This is a genomic window from uncultured Photobacterium sp., assembly GCF_947039875.1.
GTDB lineage: Bacteria > Pseudomonadota > Gammaproteobacteria > Enterobacterales > Vibrionaceae > Photobacterium.
In genome coordinates this window covers 57,053-72,962 of the sequence record NZ_CAMRAN010000016.1, presented here as the reverse complement: position 1 = coordinate 72,962, position 15,910 = coordinate 57,053, and the positions used below count along the sequence as shown (strand labels likewise).

16 protein-coding genes and 1 pseudogene are annotated in these 15,910 nt (G+C 36.6%); 9 read left to right on the top strand and 8 right to left on the bottom strand.

Annotation, left to right across the window (positions count from 1 at the left end; translation table 11 throughout):
- Nucleotides 1–22 precede the first annotated feature (22 nt).
- Nucleotides 23–253 carry a hypothetical protein gene (locus Q0V26_RS07900; protein ID WP_297480311.1) on the top strand — a complete coding sequence of 77 codons (231 nt, stop codon included), beginning with the start codon at nt 23–25 and terminating at the stop codon, nt 251–253.
- Between the two features lie 64 nt (nt 254–317).
- Here the strand turns inward: Q0V26_RS07900 and Q0V26_RS07895 are convergent, their stop codons facing one another.
- Nucleotides 318–1,055 (bottom strand): SDR family oxidoreductase, encoded by a 738-nt coding sequence (locus Q0V26_RS07895; protein ID WP_297480308.1) that lies wholly within the window; start codon nt 1,053–1,055, stop codon nt 318–320.
- Nucleotides 1,056–1,205: 150 nt separating this feature from the next.
- Here Q0V26_RS07895 and Q0V26_RS07890 point away from each other — a divergent pair, with 150 nt between their 5' ends.
- The 6 genes and pseudogenes from Q0V26_RS07890 (at nt 1,206) to Q0V26_RS07865 (ending at nt 7,451) form a co-directional block, all read left to right on the top strand.
- Nucleotides 1,206–2,369 (top strand): FIST N-terminal domain-containing protein, encoded by a 1,164-nt coding sequence (locus tag Q0V26_RS07890; protein WP_297480305.1) that lies wholly within the window; start codon nt 1,206–1,208, stop codon nt 2,367–2,369.
- Between the two features lie 5 nt (nt 2,370–2,374).
- Complete coding sequence (locus Q0V26_RS07885) at nt 2,375–4,471, top strand: PAS domain-containing hybrid sensor histidine kinase/response regulator (RefSeq protein ID WP_297480302.1); 2,097 nt, start codon at nt 2,375–2,377, stop codon at nt 4,469–4,471.
- A 404-nt stretch (nt 4,472–4,875) separates the two neighbouring features.
- Nucleotides 4,876–5,403 (top strand): annotated as a pseudogene (locus tag Q0V26_RS07880) (helix-turn-helix domain-containing protein); the annotation flags it as partial.
- Nucleotides 5,404–5,882: 479 nt separating this feature from the next.
- On the top strand, nt 5,883–6,677 hold the full coding sequence (locus Q0V26_RS07875) for a winged helix-turn-helix domain-containing protein (protein ID WP_297480299.1): 795 nt from the start codon (nt 5,883–5,885) through the stop codon (nt 6,675–6,677).
- Nucleotides 6,667–7,086, top strand: a complete 420-nt coding sequence (locus tag Q0V26_RS07870) for a hypothetical protein (RefSeq protein ID WP_297480296.1) — start codon at nt 6,667–6,669, stop codon at nt 7,084–7,086. Before Q0V26_RS07875 ends, Q0V26_RS07870 begins: the two co-directional genes overlap by 11 nt.
- Nucleotides 7,087–7,205: 119 nt before the next feature.
- Nucleotides 7,206–7,451 carry a hypothetical protein gene (locus tag Q0V26_RS07865; protein ID WP_297480294.1) on the top strand — a complete coding sequence of 82 codons (246 nt, stop codon included), beginning with the start codon at nt 7,206–7,208 and terminating at the stop codon, nt 7,449–7,451.
- A 24-nt stretch (nt 7,452–7,475) separates the two neighbouring features.
- Here Q0V26_RS07865 and Q0V26_RS17885 read toward each other — a convergent pair whose 3' ends face one another.
- The 4 genes from Q0V26_RS17885 to matP all read right to left on the bottom strand — a co-directional run bounded on the left by Q0V26_RS17885 (nt 7,476) and on the right by matP (nt 8,763).
- On the bottom strand, nt 7,476–7,679 hold the full coding sequence (locus tag Q0V26_RS17885; RefSeq protein WP_363316465.1) for a PPC domain-containing DNA-binding protein: 204 nt from the start codon (nt 7,677–7,679) through the stop codon (nt 7,476–7,478).
- Nucleotides 7,657–7,863 carry a DUF296 domain-containing protein gene (locus Q0V26_RS17880; protein WP_363316464.1) on the bottom strand — a complete coding sequence of 69 codons (207 nt, stop codon included), beginning with the start codon at nt 7,861–7,863 and terminating at the stop codon, nt 7,657–7,659. The genes Q0V26_RS17885 and Q0V26_RS17880 overlap by 23 nt, the downstream gene beginning before the upstream one ends.
- A 66-nt stretch (nt 7,864–7,929) precedes the next feature.
- A complete protein-coding gene (locus Q0V26_RS07855; RefSeq protein ID WP_297480291.1) occupies nt 7,930–8,235 on the bottom strand; it encodes a DUF3634 family protein in 306 nt (101 codons plus the stop codon).
- Nucleotides 8,236–8,301: 66 nt separating this feature from the next.
- Nucleotides 8,302–8,763, bottom strand: coding sequence for a macrodomain Ter protein MatP (matP, locus tag Q0V26_RS07850; protein WP_297480288.1), 462 nt, complete (start codon nt 8,761–8,763; stop codon nt 8,302–8,304).
- 196 nt (nt 8,764–8,959) lie between these two features.
- Between matP and Q0V26_RS07845 the strand changes: the two genes are divergently transcribed.
- Together Q0V26_RS07845 and fabA are read left to right on the top strand one after the other, a co-directional pair.
- The gene (locus Q0V26_RS07845) at nt 8,960–10,675 is read left to right on the top strand and encodes a Lon protease family protein (RefSeq protein ID WP_297480286.1); all 1,716 of its coding nucleotides are present in this window, start codon (nt 8,960–8,962) and stop codon (nt 10,673–10,675) included.
- A gap of 68 nt (nt 10,676–10,743) precedes the next feature.
- Complete coding sequence (gene fabA, locus Q0V26_RS07840) at nt 10,744–11,259, top strand: 3-hydroxyacyl-[acyl-carrier-protein] dehydratase FabA (protein ID WP_045029019.1); 516 nt, start codon at nt 10,744–10,746, stop codon at nt 11,257–11,259.
- Between the two features lie 314 nt (nt 11,260–11,573).
- On the opposite strand, the gene rmf is transcribed toward fabA, so the two are convergent.
- The 3 genes from rmf to Q0V26_RS07825 form a co-directional block, all read right to left on the bottom strand.
- Entirely contained in the window at nt 11,574–11,747 is a 174-nt protein-coding gene (rmf, locus tag Q0V26_RS07835; protein WP_045029021.1) for a ribosome modulation factor, read from the bottom strand.
- A gap of 171 nt (nt 11,748–11,918) precedes the next feature.
- Complete coding sequence (locus tag Q0V26_RS07830) at nt 11,919–13,973, bottom strand: DUF3466 family protein (protein WP_297480265.1); 2,055 nt, start codon at nt 13,971–13,973, stop codon at nt 11,919–11,921.
- Nucleotides 13,973–15,907: an ABC transporter ATP-binding protein gene (locus Q0V26_RS07825; protein WP_297480261.1), complete on the bottom strand. Its 1,935-nt coding sequence runs from the start codon at nt 15,905–15,907 to the stop codon at nt 13,973–13,975. The genes Q0V26_RS07830 and Q0V26_RS07825 overlap by 1 nt, the downstream gene beginning before the upstream one ends.
- Nucleotides 15,908–15,910 lie beyond the last annotated feature (3 nt).

The following is a 15,910-nucleotide window of genomic DNA, read 5'->3' as shown; positions in this document are numbered from 1 at the left end:
GCTTGTCCAACACTTCGGATAGGTGTCGGCTGCGCGACACATATCCTTATCTGTTCGTAATATTGATGTTGCTCCAAGTGCAACTGCCAGCTGTATGACAATGGGTATATTGCCGATTGAATTTACGCAACAAAAGGATGGGTGGCTTGGTAAGTTTACTGTCCCTAATTGTACCCATGATAAGATGACATGGGCTATTGATCTTAAAATTAATAACGATATTTATTCATCACAATTTACTGTCATTAAATAAATGCAATTCGACGCTATTTTGCGTCGAATACTTTATACAGAGTAAAAATATTGCCACAGTTTTTTTACTCTGCATAAATCATTTTCTTTGTCATTCCGCCATCAATAACGAAATTTTGCCCCGTAATAAATCCCGATTGAGTGCAAATTAAAAGCTCAATCACTTCAGCAATATCATCCGTATTTCCAACACGTCCAATAAGATGTTGTTGATGATCTGATTGGCTTAGGGTGTCGTTTGTAGCATTTATCCAACCAGGTGAAACACAATTTACTTTTATTTCTGGACCTAAACTTACCGCTAATGCATGCGTCAAAGAAACAATGCCTCCTTTAGTTGCACTATAAGCTTCGGTATTTACCTCTGATTGTAATGCTCGTGTTGAAGCAATATTAACAACACTTCCATGTGATGCCTTTAATAAAGATAAGCATTGTTGCGTGACCATTAACGGTGCTGTTAAGTTAACATCAATAATACGCTGCCATTCATCAATGGGTAATAAATCTAATGGTGTGTTATAGGGATTGGCAATCGCGGCGTTATTAACAAGACCATTGAGTTGACCAAATTGTAATGTGATTTCATTAATAATTGTTGTGAGGTCATCTTTATTGGTTACATCCGCAGGCCAAAAACGTATTTTAGGATTATCGGCAACAAGCTGATGACCGGCATCAATATCAATATCGATAGCAATGACAATATTATTTTTATTAGATAAATATTGGCAAATACCTTTACCAATACCTTTTGCACCACCTGTAACCAAGATAACATTTTGAGTAATTGAATGTAACATAACACTCCATGCGTCGATTAACTGTACTATGATAGGAGATAACGGGTTAATTCTTAATAATAAGATAAAAAATAACAATTAAAAATGATTTGCTTACTGATCGTATTCAAAAAAATGATTATGATAGGGGAAAATTAAAAAGATATGGCTATGGATATTGCAACAAGTTTTTCTTTGCTAAATAATTCTCACGACGCAATTGTTGAAGCTATCAATAAATTAGATGAGAAAATAGCACCACCATCATTATTATTGCTGTATTTTTCAGAAGATTACGATTGCAATATTTTACAAGCAACGTTGACTGAACATTACCCAAATACCCCTTTTCTTGCATGCTCATCTTGTCAGGGATTTATGACAGAAGAGGGATATATAAAAGGACAAGGTATTGCACTTTGGGCAATTAACGATATTGTTGGCGCTTATGGAACATCTATTGTTTCCTCAAATAATTCTATATTTAATATAGCACGTCAAGCAATACTTAAAGCTATTAATAATAGTGGCCGTATTGGTGAAGCGCCAGCATTAATATTACTTCATGCAACCCCCGGTAACGAAGAAGAGGTTATTCGTGGCATAGAAGATATTGTTGGTAAAAATATTGCAATTATTGGCGGTAGCGCGGCAGATAATAATGTAGAAGGTAAGTGGAAGATATTTAATCAAGAACAACAAACACATCAAGGTATAGGTATCGCAGTATTCTATCCTAATTGTGAAATAAGTTTTTCTTTCCACTCAGGTTATGCTGCAACAGAGTATTCTGCGATTGCAACAAAAGTACGTGGCCGTGACGTTATTGAATTAGATCATCAACCTGCGGCTGATGTTTATCAGAAATGGATCCAACAAAAATTTGAAGCAAATAGCAGTATTATAAACGAAAGTAGTTTAAATCCTCTTGGCCGTTTAGTTGGTACTATTCATGATTTACCATATTTTAAATTAGCGCATCCTTTAATGGTCACTCAAACAAGTGGATTAAAAATGTTTGCCTCAATTATTGAAGGTGAGCGTTTATATTTTATGACAGGTACTGATGAACGCTTAATAACGCGAGCCGGACGAGTAATTACGGCAACTAATGGCATTAAATTAAATCCTATTGGTGGTCTAACAATATATTGTGCTGGATGTATGCTTAAAGTTCAGCAACGTATGAAGGAAGTTGCGGTGTATGTAAATATAGCCATGCATAATAAGCCGTTTGTTTGCCCATTTACTTTTGGTGAGCAAGGACAATTTGTTACAGGTGAAAATGCTCATGGTAATTTAATGATTTCTGCTGTCGTTTTTCATAGGGACTAATAATTATGATTAGTAGTGACTTAGAAAAACTACAAGAAACCTTATTAGATCTTCAGCGAACTCAAGAACGAGAAACACAATTACGGATAGAGAATGCAGCTATTCTTGAGGGTGTTTCGGCAATGGCTGGTGCCAATAATAAGCGACAAGTTTTCAACAGCTTATTAGAAGTATTACGTAAGTTTATCGCTTTTGATAATGCCATAGTTTTAACTCGTGATGATGAAGCTTCTGATTTACAAGTATTAATGAGTACAGTAGCAGCCCTTGATTTAAGTCATTGGCAAGTTAGTAGTACCTTTAATCGATGTATTAATGGGGAGTGTATCGCTTTATATTCTCCTAAAGATATTGAAGAATTTAAAAATAAAAGCCCTGATCTATTAAATATTTGCCATTCTAGTTTAATCACTGGTGTGAAAATTAGCTCTGGTGATGCGATGATCATTCTAATGAGCTGTGAAAAAGGGCATTTCACATCCAGTTGTCGCCGAGTTCTAAATAGATTTAGGCCATTACTTGAACGAGCGATTATTGATATTGATTATCGCGAACGATTACAGTCATTAGTGACTGCCCGAACTCAAGAATTAATCCATAGTCAGCAACGATTTAAAGATTTTGCGCGTACTGTTGGTGATTGGTTCTGGGAAATTGATACAGACTATAAATTTAGTTATATTTCTGCTCCTCAAATTGCTAACCATTTAATAGATAAAGATAATATATTAGACTTTTTTGGTGATCATGAAGATTTTAAGCAGAAATTTCAAACACAACTACAGCAAAACAAGTCATTTGAAGATCTAGAATGGCAACTATTCATTGATGGAAAAGAACAATGGCTAAGCTTTAGTGGCACACCTTATTATAGTAAGCACGGTGTATTACTGGGTTATCGTGGCACTGTAAAAAATATCACAGTAAGAAAAAAACGGCTATTTGATTTACAGCAAGCACGCCAACAAGCAGAAGCGGCTAACAAAGCTAAATCACAATTTATAGCAATGATGAGTCATGAAATACGCACCCCATTAAATGCGGTATTAGGTTTAATGGATATGTTGTCGTCATCAGGTTTGGAAAATGAGCAACAACAATGGTTAGAGCAAATGGAGCAGTCAGCACATTTATTGTTAACTATTATCAATGATATCCTCGATTTATCGCGTATTGAATCGGGCAGTTTTGAGTTGTTCAATAGTAATATAAATCTTGCCGATAGCATTGTTTTAGTAAAGAACCAACTTCAACCAGAAGCCAATAAAAAAGATATACTCTTAGAATGTGACATTGCTAAATCAATTCCTGAATACATTTTTGCCGATAAGAATCGAATTATTCAAATCATGTTTAATCTCATTGGTAATGCGATTAAATTTACAGATAACGGTTCGGTTAAAATTGTTGCCAATAAAATAGATAACGATATTGAAATTGCGGTTTTGGATACCGGAATTGGTATTTCAGAAGATGCTCAAGAAAATCTATTTCATCCATTTCATCAAGCAGACGGTAGTATTACTCGTAAGTATGGTGGTACAGGGTTAGGATTGACGATAAGTCAGTTATTGATCAAAAAAATGCATGGTAATATTAAACTTAACAGTAAGTTAGGTGTGGGTAGTTGTTTTAAAATAACATTTCCCATAAAACCAGCCATTGAACAGACTACGAGTTTAACGACCGATAAGCTTTCACATTCGACACGATCTTTAGACATATTATTAGCAGAAGACAGTCCAACTAATCAGTTAGTTGCTAAGCTAATGTTAGAACGTCGAGGGCATAAGGTCACTATAACTAATCATGGGCAAGAGGCTATTTTAAAACTGTTACAGTGTCACGGTTTGTTTGATTTAGTGCTTATGGACATATCAATGCCGGTTTTAGATGGGTTAGAAGCGACAAAATACATCAGAAAGCTCAATATCAATATTCCAATCGTAGCCTTAACGGCAAATGCGATGCAAAGCGATCAGTTTCTTTATCAGCAAGCGGGTATGAATGGTTTTTTAGCTAAACCAATACAGCCCGAAGAATTAGATTTAATGTTGGAGAAATACCAAAATCTGAAATCTATCAGCAAAGTATCTTCATAAACGACTATTGACAGACGAACTAAACGGACAATTTTAATGGTTGTCCGTTTTTTTGATCTGTGAGTAATTAACACTTAATTTAAGTACCAAGCAAAATGAATATGTGCGGCAGTATTTAAATTAAGTGTTAATTACCTATTTTATGGTAAATAGCCAATACTGTTAAATAGACAGATTTAGCGGATAAAGCACAAGATAGAGAGGAGTACTTAAACATAGTTTCACACTATATAGCACTAGATACTGAACATCCAATACCTTATTTAACATAATATACATAATGCGCACTAAGGATGTAAGTCCCATTTAGAAATGTCCGGTTTGAACCCGTTAGAAATGTCATGTTGAACTATCTTCAGATCATAGGTTTTGCTATGAACTGGAATCAATAAATGTTGCTCACTATGACTGAAAATGAATTAAGCCGAATAAAAGTTATTCAAGATGTTTGTGATAAACAAATTACTGGTGTTGAAGCTGCCCGTCGACTTAACTTGAGTTGTCGTCAAGTATCACGATTAGTAAAACGCTTTACTCAGTTCGGTGCTGGCGGATTACTTTCACAACAACGCGGCGTGCCAAGTAATCATAGGCTGCGTATTTTAAATCTCATCCACGAATATTACGCAGACTTCGGTCCGACATTGGCACGCGAAAAACTGATTGAACGCCACGGTATTAAAATTGGGTTAGAAACCTTACGCCAATGGATGATCGCTGATGGCCTTTGGGTACCACATTTCAAACGTAAGCCTCGTGTTTATCAACCGCGTCATCGTCGCGATTGTTATGGTGAGTTAATTCAGATAGATGGTTCACATCATGATTGGTTTGAAGGCCGCAGCGACAAATGTTGTTTGTTGGTTTTCATTGATGATGCTACCGGCAAACTGATGAACTTACGGTTTAGTGAAACAGAATCTGCGTTTGATTAGGTGGTCACAACACATTGAAAAATGTCTGACTTCCCTGCTCTAATAATCTGATCTTTATCGGTGTAGCTTACTTAACACTATTTTTATCGTGATCAACATCCATTGATTAAGCTGACTTCAACAAAACGAGTCAGTTACAATGAATAACTTCCCTATTTTTAGCTATAAGAAACCAGCCTTTACTCTCAGTATTTAATATTTCTGCGCTTATTATAAGCGCCTCTACATTAATCATGCAGATAATTAACATTTACGATAAAAGCACTTATATTTTAGACAATAGTGTATAGATTATCTTTTAAAGAGAATGAATTATATCGAATAGTTATAGGTTTTATGGTGGTTATACTCGTTTCACAATTGCATCTTTAGCGGTTTTGTATAGAATACTAAGACACTATCTTTATTTTGATATTGTGTATTTGATGACAATTTAGCTATTATCTTATAGCTAAAACTGATAGATAAGAATAAAAATGAACGATGAAGTAAACGGCTGTTGTAAACGTCTTGGACGTTTCGATGTTGATTTTGCACGTAGAACTATAACGCGAATTAGTGATGGTGCTTTTATTAAAGCATCACGATCAGAAACCTTAATTTTTACACTTCTTGCTGAGTCTGCTGATAATACAATATATAGAGAAGTTTTATTAGCTGAATGCTGGCAAGGTAAGGTTGTTACCAATAATTCATTAACGGTTGCAATTAAAAATTTACGTACTGCCTTTACAAAAATTGGTGAATATAAAATAATCACAACAGAACCTAAATTAGGCTACTGCATTCGACAAACAGCACTTATTGATGATGGCTCTCACCCTCCGAAATATAATGCTGTAAAGAGTGATGATAAAAGTATACATTTAAAAGATGAAATTCAATCTATTGCTAATATCGAAGAAAAAGAAGATTTCACTCATCAAGAATTAGATGATACAACAATTAAAAGCCCCCGTGTTCGTAATATCAAATTGTTTGATATTATTGTTGTTCTTGCTTTTTTCTTTACTACGTTAATAGTTTGTTATCGTTTTTTATTTTTTGTTAATACTACTTCTGTTGAAGGATTACCTGTTATTTATAATGGCGTTGATTTACCAAAACCAGTACAGAATGCAATTTTACAGAATGATAATAGTAGTATCAGCCAATGGTATGCATTTCCTATGAACAAAAGATGTAATTATTATCAATTATTTAGCATAAGTAATGGCCATTTTGTTGATTATTCATCGACAGTTAAACAGGAAATTTGTAGTGTTAAATAAAGCAATTATTGGCATTATTGGTGCGATTGTTTTTTTATTGATCCAAGCTATTATCAGCTCGGTAAATACGAAAGCTACATATGAGTTTTCAACAAAACATAATAATACCGTACAGGATACATTACAGTTAACATTAAATGATGGCTATGCCTCAATGTTGATTTCACGAAAGTGTAGTACGAATAATTATTATTCTAGTCGTTTTAATGGTTTATTTTTACGATTCCAAAATCATTATTACTTATTAGGAATGGAACATTTAGATAATAATAATTCACAATTAATGTTTAGTAACTTTTTTATAGATTCATTACGTTCTGGTGATGCTATTTATATATCACGTTCTCCTTTCTCTTGTCAAAATACGGATTTTTCAGAGATTTTAATAGGCAAAAGAACAATAAGTTAGAGTACTAAAGCTATCGATAGGTAGCTTTTTTATAGCCACCTTGAAAGTTATAGTGCATTAGAATAAAAGATTCACTGAATGCTTACTTCTTGATATTATTAATAACAAAAGGAGTATCTATGGCAATTACAATTAGAGATATCGACCAACATTATTATATGATTGAGGCTTTAAAATCTCTGACAGAAACAAATGTAACAACAAAGGCATTAATTAAAGGTGGTTATTTAGCTGTTGAAATAGGTGAACAATTAGAACAAGAAACTATTCGACGATTAAAAGCCGAAAAAGAACTAGCGGAATTAAAGGAAAAAGTTACTATTTTCATTAAAAGTAAAGAAGCATTAATGAAATCTATTGGATAATAAGCCAAAAATGAATTGGTTATATTAATCGCGCTTCAATATAACCAATTCATCAAATCCAGTTTCATAATCATATTCACACTCAAATTTTAAATTCTTATATTCGATCATGCATAACTCTGCCGTATAAGACACTATACAACCAGGAATTAAATGGCCACCATATACTCGCCCTTCACCATCAGCTACAGATATATGTATATGTTTAGGTGTTAATGTTCCAGACAAAGATATAATTTCTAATGGTCCATCGAGATCTAATATTTTTTGCTAATCTGATTTTAACTTGAGATAAGCAACCAACACCTGTTAATAATGAACCAGATTGTATCTTATTTAATTGAATAAATTCTAATAATGAATGACGTAAATCATCCCCTTTTAATAATCGTTTTGCGTGAGGAGTTATCATTTAAAACCTTATTTAAATAAAAAACGCTACCGTTAACGATAGCGTTTTTTTATTTAAAATCCACATTTACGCTCTTTTTCCACGTTTAGATGTCGATATATTATGAGGGAAAACATTTTTTATACGTTGTTTTACTTTCTGTGGAATTGTATTTGAAAAATCTAATTTCGTTGCAAATCGTGTTTTATATACTTTTACTCGTCCAGAGAATGGGATTTTATGAGCAATATCTCTACACGCTGTTTGAAATCCTGTAGGTACTTGCCCTTTTGTCTTAATAAGATCACCGTCTTTAAACTCTAGTACCATTATAGGTCGATCTTTAAATACAAGAAAAATGACCACAACAGCTAATAAAAGAACATATTCCATTACACACTCCTCAATAATAAAGTTTAGCTTGAAAGAAAAGCCCCAACGACGTCATCAAAAAGTATATTATTCAAAAGAATCTGAATTAAGTAGTTGGTTAAGATCATTCTTTAAATTTGAAACGGTTTTACTTGCTTGCTCGGTTCGAGAGCTTTCACTGATCAAGTATTCGATCGTGTCTGATAATGTTGAACCTAATTCTTGTGATTTTTCAGCTAATTTTTCCCAAACGCGGAAATCCAAATCAATGGATTTCTTTTTGGTATGCGTCTGTTCCGAATTAAAATGTCGCTTACGTTTGGCTCTAATGGCTTGTTTTAGTTTATTCTCTAAACTATTCGCCATATTATTATTAATCCACTCAATAACCTTGGTTGGTTCATGCTCAATCGCAAGCAAGGTTTGTATTGCTGCGTCAGCTTCACTTTGATCAACAAAGCTTGTTATTACCTCTCCTTCTTTCCATTTTTTCACCAAATAAGTCCATTTCCAACCTGCTTCAAGGTTCTCAAGTTGCTGATATTTCATAGGATTGATAATTCTCAAACTATTTAGGTTAACTGTTACAGTGTAACTCTTGATCGGTAAAATAACAATCAATTCTCTTAATATTAAGTAGGCCTAATATTGAAATTTAAATATAGACGATAAGTGTCTATTATGAGCCCTTTGATTGCTTTATACTGCACATCTTTATCACAGTAACAATAGAAATCATAAATTTATGCATGAAGAATCTTGGCGTAACATGTTTCCAGATTACAGCCCGTATCAACACGTATTAGATCAATATGATGATCTAGAACCTACTCTGGTCGGCATCCTTCAGTCTCGCTTATCAGATGCTATACGCCGCTTCACCGCGATGAATTTACAACCACACATTCTACGCATTACAGCTTCCGATAACACGTTATATCGTGATTACATTATTGAACTGCTAAAAAAAAGTATTAATAAATCAAGCGAAAATAATGAAAACACTGTAGAACAACCCATCATCATTGCAGGTGACAACGTCACTCATGAGAAGTTATTCGGCGCAGTTTATCCGGCTAAAGATGGTGAAACACAGGCGCAACTAAAGCACGGCTTACTTCATCAAGCACATAACGGCTACCTTGTTTTATCTATTACTGCCATTTTAAGTGATCCAAGCTTATGGCCACAGTTAAAAAATGTTTTGATGGATGGCCAACTTGAATGGCAACCTATCACGAATAAACGTCTCTATGAAATACCAGTAGCAGAAACAGTTAACGTTAAGCTTATAATTATAGGTGAACGTTATCTCATGGCTGAGCTTGATGCTGCTGAGCCTGATTTAAGTGATGGTATGGCAATGTATGGTGAATTTGAGCAAGATCTATTGCTTAATGAAGCAACGCTGACCGATTATATCAGTTATGTTAAAGGTATTAGCCAATACTATAACTTACCCGCTCTTGCTGACTCAGATGCGATCCATGCCCTGTTACTGGCAGGGGCTCGCCACGCAGAAGATCAAACACGTTTACCTTTATGCCCATTATGGCATTTGAATTTACTCTCAGAAGCATCAGTCGAATCAGAAGGTAAATCAATCACTGCGGGTCACATTAAAGCGTCGTTAAGAGCAAAAGAATACCGCGAGTCATACTTACCTGAACGTGCGATTGCAGATATTCATCATGGCCAAGTATTAATTGCCACAGAGGGCGAAGAAGTCGGACAGGTGAATGGCTTAACTGTTGTTGAAATGCCTGGGCACCCTAGCGCTTATGGCGAACCTGCTCGTATTTCATGTGTGGTCCATTTTGGCGATGGTGATATTACCGACGTTGAACGAAAAGTTGAACTTGGCGGTAATATTCATGCAAAAGGGATGATGATTATGCAAGCCTTTGTCGCAACCGCACTCGATTTAGATCAGGCTCTTCCCTACTCTGCGTCAATAGTTTTTGAACAATCTTACTCAGAAGTTGATGGTGATAGCGCGTCATTAGCTGAACTTTGTGCATTAATGTCTGCATTATCATTGCAACCGATTAATCAAGAGATTGCAGTGACTGGTGCTGTTGACCAATTTGGTCGTGTACAAGCGGTTGGCGGTATCAATCAAAAAATTGAAGGCTTCTATAAGGTTTGTGTTCATCGTGGCCTTACTGGCAATCAAGGTGTGATTTTACCGCATACAAATCTATCTAGCCTTTGCTTAAACGATGAAGTGATTGAAGCAATTAAAGCGAAACAATTCCATGTTTGGGCGGTAAATAATGTCGATGAAGCGATTCCTCGTCTTACAAATAAAGCGTTCCGCAGTGAAAATGAGGACGACGAAACTATCCTCTCTTTAATTGAAGAACGCATCGATTATTTCCACCATGGCGACCTTTCAAGTGAGATTGGTATTGTGAATCGACTTCGATTAATGATATCCAACTGGTTGGGCCAGAACTGATCCGAGTTGTTTAGCGTACACGTGTAAGCTAAATTGCTTGCATACTTTTGAAGGAGTAAATGATTCTAATGACACGCCAGAATTCTTATACACACGAAGAACTAGTTGCATGTGGTAAAAGCGAACTATACGGTCCTGAATTTCCATCACTACCAGTAGACAATATGCTGATGATTGACCGTGTTGTGAATATCTCTGCTGAAGGTGGAGACCACGGCAAAGGGTTTATCCATGCGGAATTAGATATCAATCCTGATCTATGGTTCTTTAACTGCCATTTTATCGGTGATCCAGTAATGCCTGGTTGTCTTGGCCTTGATGCGATGTGGCAACTTGTAGGCTTCTTCCTTGGCTGGTCTGGTGGTGAAGGTAAAGGCCGTGCACTTGGTGTGGGTGAAGTTAAATTTACAGGCCAAGTACTACCAACAGCTAAAAAAGTCACTTACGACATCCAGCTTAAACGTGTTATTAACCGTAAGCTTATTATGGGTGTTGCAGATGGCCGTGTACTTGTTGATGGCAAAGAAATCTATGTTGCTAAAGATCTTAAAGTAGGTCTGTTTAAAGATACTGACAACTTCTAATTCGATTAGAAACTAAAACATTAAAGCTCTGAAGTCTTTCTTCAGAGCTTTTTCATATTTTATCGTTAGAAATAGTGTTCGATATCATATTAAGCCCACTAGCAATCGTCTCAGAAAATATAACTGCAAATAAATCACTTTCAAATACAATGCCATCTAATTTAAAACCCACCAGCAAAAAAATAAATATAGATAGCTTTTTGTGCGGGTGTAATAAACACCACCACGGAAAAATGATAGCAATAATGCTTGTTATAATAAAAAGCCCCTTCTCCTAAGGGGCCTCAGAAAGGTTAACCATGAGGGAGGTTATCTTATTTATAGAGACCTTGTTGCATTTCCTCTCTTGCGTCTCGCCAACCGCCTAACCAATTCGTACGGGCATCTGTACCATTATATGGACAATCCTCTGTAGAACGGCCATTCAAACCGGCTTGATAACCTCGAGCTTGTGCGCGTTCTAAACGATCCCGCTTTTGTCTCTTCATAGTTCGATCCTCATCCTTATCTGTTTGGTACTTTTCATCACAATAAAGTAATGACGGAGTGTTATGACTCCTTTATTAAAAATGGGTCAGATTCTGAAATTGATCAAGCCTAAAAACAAAACGGGCTCACAATTTGTGAGCCCGTGGCAATTAAATTATTTAATTAAATAATTATTTTCTTCTTCTGAAACCAATAAAGCCTAACGCTGTCAAAGCTAAAATACCTAGTGAACCACCAGAGCGCTTCAAAGGTTCATCTTCATCTTTTACACGTGCTTGGATATCATTAGCTGTTGCATTTGCATTAGGTACTAACTTAACGATAACTCGTTGCTCGGTACCATTACAGTGCGCAAGATTGCTAAGGCTCTCATAACCACCTTGACAGTAATAAGCTGTCGCCGCAATCACTCCCGCATTATTAACGCCTGTTGCGTCTAAAATACGGTATGAGTTTGCTACAGAACCCGTACCGGCATTTGGATCATTGATTAAATCATCAAGTATCCATGCCTTATTTGGCGCAAGCACAACATCACCATTAGCATTCTTAATAACAGAATTATTTGCCATATAAGTAAATGCACGATGACGCGCTTCTTTACCATTACTTGCTTCAATATCAACCCAGCCTACAACTTGATCATTATCATTGACTGCAGCTGCATTACTGTTTGAATCTTTGAAGAAAATAGCGGGAGCTAGATCATCAAAAAACTGCGCTTTACTTTGTCCTGCTTTGTAAACAAATGCACGTTGTGGCTTTTCACCATTACCTTTTGCATCACCTACAATTACAGACTTATTGTTAACGCCATTTGCCATAGTGTAAGTAAAGTCACGATCATCACCAGGCTTAATATCTAATCCAGGAATTAAAGTACGTGTCCATGACGTTAAATCAGCCGATTTCGCAGTAAAGTATGCTGCTTGCATCGCATAGAAATCATTTCTAACATCTGTCGTTGAATAACCAACAGCAATTGGATCACCATTAGTATCTAATGCTACCGCTTGAGCAGATGCTTGGAATGATAATTCGTCATTGTCTTTGTCAATAACAGCTAAACCGTCACGATTATCACCACTACCAGCTGTAATTGCGTGAGATGTTACAGTACCGTCTGTATTCACTAACCAAAATGCAGCTTCGTTGGCAAACGTACTAAATTGACACTCCCAATTTGCATAAAGATTATCCGATGTATTAGTTGCACATTGCTTCATTCTAGCAAAATCAAGCGGATGTGAACCATTATTTAAAATATCATCAGAACTTGGTAATTTATTATCATCTTCACGATTTTTACCATTACTGTCTTTAGCATAAAAACTTGGCGCGTAAGACGATGAACCAACGACAAGTAATTGGCCATCTTTCATAGCAACAGCGTCATTTGCTAATGTTTGCCCCATATTTGAAACAAGCACATTTGATGTTGTTACCGGCGCTAATTGAACAGACTCACCATTTGTATTAACAAAACCACGCTTTTCAAATGCGCGTGGCATACCAGAGCCATTCTTAAATAATGACGATGATGTAATACCGTAAACAAAATCAGTTCCTACAGCGCCCTTTACAAGCGTGTCTGTAGTGTCTGCAATAATATCACCAAGATTCGCTTTCTGAGTACCATCATACTTTGTAGTATCAGTAGCAAAAGAATCTATAGCTTCACCATTTACTAAGCCTTGAGCATTAGAATGGTAACCATTAACCCAAGCAGCTTGTTTTTTCTGTAAGCCACCTACGCCTTGACCATCCCACTCATCCTCATCGGTATAATTAATACCAAAAAACTGATTTTCAGCCCAAATATCACAGGTACCATAACCTAAGTTATTATCGCAATAGCGTCGTAATTCATATTGATTAACGATGTCTTGGCTATTTTGATTATACGGTGTGACGTCTGTAATAGGCATGCCTTCTGTACCACGACGAGCAACACCTGTAACAGTGTAATCATCAACAGCACACTCAGTACCTGTAAAACAGTCAGCATTCTCGGCTGAGGGCTTAATCCCCGTACTTGATACAGTGATCGGCGTACTATTTGCGTTAGCCTGAGCTTCTGCAAAATAGTCTTGAGTAGCGAGTTGCTTAACACCAGCACTATCAGTATTTGCAACAGGCACGACAGTATATACAGCAGCACTCGCTTGTGATGCCCCTGCAATTAAAATAGCAAGTGTAGAAAGCTTTAACATCTTATGTGGCATTAGGATTCCTTTTGCATCGCGTCCAGCTCTTCCCATCGTTCAAAAGCTACTTCAAATTCTTCTTCAAGCTTAGCTAAAGCAGTCAGAGTCGTTTGTGTATCATTCTTCGGATCCGAGAAAAACGCAGGATCATTGACTTGTTCCTGCAATGTTGCGATTTCATTCTCTAAGTCTTCAATTTTTTGCGGTAAGCCTGCTAGCTCATGTTGAAGCGTAAAAGATAACTTCTTACCTGCGCGTTTAGGTGTTGCTTGTTGCTGCTTTTGTTCTTGCTCTGCTTTTTTCTTTTTTGCTAATTCAATTTGAGCAGCCTGCTCTTTCGCTTGATTCGCATAAGAATTAGCACGCTGAGATTGAGCATCATGGTAACCGCCAACGTATTCGTTAACAACGCCATCACCTTCAAAAATCCAGCTTGTAGTCACAGTATTATCAACAAATTGACGATCGTGACTCACTAATAGTAATGTCCCTTGATAATTGGCAAGAATATCTTCTAAAAGTTCCAATGTTTCGATATCTAAATCGTTTGTTGGTTCATCGAGAACCAACAAATTATTAGGTTTAAGGAACAGTTTTGCGAGTAACAAACGGTTTTTCTCTCCACCTGATAGTGCTTTAACCGGCGTTCGGGCACGACGAGGATGGAATAAGAAATCTTGTAGGTAACCTAACGCATGACGCGTCTTACCATTAATAGTCACTTCTTGCTTACCATCAGCAAGGTTATCCATTACCGTTTTCTCTGGGTCTAAAATTTCACGGTATTGGTCAAAGTAAGCCACTTCAAGCTTAGTACCACAATGGAAGTTACCTTCTGTTGCTTGTAACTTATCAAGCATTACTTTAATCAAGGTACTCTTACCACAGCCGTTAGGGCCAATAAGTGCAATTCGATCGCCACGCATCACATTAAAGCTAAAGTCTTTAACGATTTGCTTGTCACCGTAACTATACCCGATATTTTTCGCTTCAAAGACAATCTTACCTGAACGGTTAGCATCTTGTAGCTGCATATCAGCTTTACCAACAACATCACGACGCTCACTACGCTCGTTACGTAATGCTTTTAGCGCACGAACACGACCTTCATTACGCGTACGACGTGCTTTAATACCTTGACGGATCCATACTTCTTCTTGCGCCAATTTCTTATCAAATAACGCGTTTTGTTCTTCTTCTACACGTAATAGTTCAGTTTTAGCATCTAAGTAAGCTTCATAGTCACCAGGGAAAGACACTAATTGACCACGATCTAAATCGATAATACGTGTTGCCATTGAACGAATGAATGCGCGGTCGTGAGAAATAAAGATAATTGAACCACGGAAATCTTTTAGGAAACCTTCAAGCCATTCAATCGTTGTTACGTCAAGGTGGTTGGTTGGCTCATCCAATAAAAGGATATCAGGATCACATACAAGCGCACGAGCAAGTGCCGCTTTACGTTGCCAACCACCAGACAGGTCAGTTAACAATGTATGTGGTTCTAATTTTAAACTTTCTAGCACAGCGGCAATGCGTGTATCAAGCTGCCAACCATTATGGTGATCAACTTGTTCTTGAATGCGTGCTAGCTTATTAATATTCGCTTCACTAGGATCTTCTGTCACTAAATCTAACTGGTGATGATATTCACGTAATACACGACCTGCGTCAGCAAGACCTTCAGCAACATAATCAAATACTGAACCTTCAGCATTACGTGGTGGATCTTGCTCTAAGCGTGAAACCACCAGCTCGTTTTGACGTTGAATACTACCGTCATCAAGTAATACCTCACCAGCAATCACTTTCATTAGTGTTGATTTGCCTGCGCCATTACGACCAACAAGACAAACACGCTCATGAGAATGAAGAAGAAATTCAGCTTTATCGAGTAAAGCATGATCGCCATAGGCTAGTTGGGCGTTACTGATTTTAATTAGTGCCATCTT

Excerpts from the sequence above, each read along its gene's own strand:
- Q0V26_RS07895 (WP_297480308.1), bottom strand. The coding sequence starts at position 1,055 with ATGTTACATTCAATTACTCAAAATGTTATCTTGGTTACAGGTGGTGCA.
- Q0V26_RS07890 (WP_297480305.1), top strand. The coding sequence starts at position 1,206 with ATGGATATTGCAACAAGTTTTTCTTTGCTAAATAATTCTCACGACGCA.
- Q0V26_RS07885 (WP_297480302.1), top strand. The coding sequence starts at position 2,375 with ATGATTAGTAGTGACTTAGAAAAACTACAAGAAACCTTATTAGATCTT.
- Q0V26_RS07875 (WP_297480299.1), top strand. The coding sequence starts at position 5,883 with ATGAACGATGAAGTAAACGGCTGTTGTAAACGTCTTGGACGTTTCGAT.
- Q0V26_RS07865 (WP_297480294.1), top strand. The coding sequence starts at position 7,206 with ATGGCAATTACAATTAGAGATATCGACCAACATTATTATATGATTGAG.
- Q0V26_RS17880 (WP_363316464.1), bottom strand. The coding sequence starts at position 7,863 with ATGATAACTCCTCACGCAAAACGATTATTAAAAGGGGATGATTTACGT.
- Q0V26_RS07855 (WP_297480291.1), bottom strand. The coding sequence starts at position 8,235 with ATGGAATATGTTCTTTTATTAGCTGTTGTGGTCATTTTTCTTGTATTT.
- matP (WP_297480288.1), bottom strand. The coding sequence starts at position 8,763 with ATGAAATATCAGCAACTTGAGAACCTTGAAGCAGGTTGGAAATGGACT.
- Q0V26_RS07845 (WP_297480286.1), top strand. The coding sequence starts at position 8,960 with ATGCATGAAGAATCTTGGCGTAACATGTTTCCAGATTACAGCCCGTAT.
- fabA (WP_045029019.1), top strand. The coding sequence starts at position 10,744 with ATGACACGCCAGAATTCTTATACACACGAAGAACTAGTTGCATGTGGT.
- rmf (WP_045029021.1), bottom strand. The coding sequence starts at position 11,747 with ATGAAGAGACAAAAGCGGGATCGTTTAGAACGCGCACAAGCTCGAGGT.
- Q0V26_RS07830 (WP_297480265.1), bottom strand. The coding sequence starts at position 13,973 with ATGCCACATAAGATGTTAAAGCTTTCTACACTTGCTATTTTAATTGCA.
- Q0V26_RS07825 (WP_297480261.1), bottom strand. The coding sequence starts at position 15,907 with ATGGCACTAATTAAAATCAGTAACGCCCAACTAGCCTATGGCGATCAT.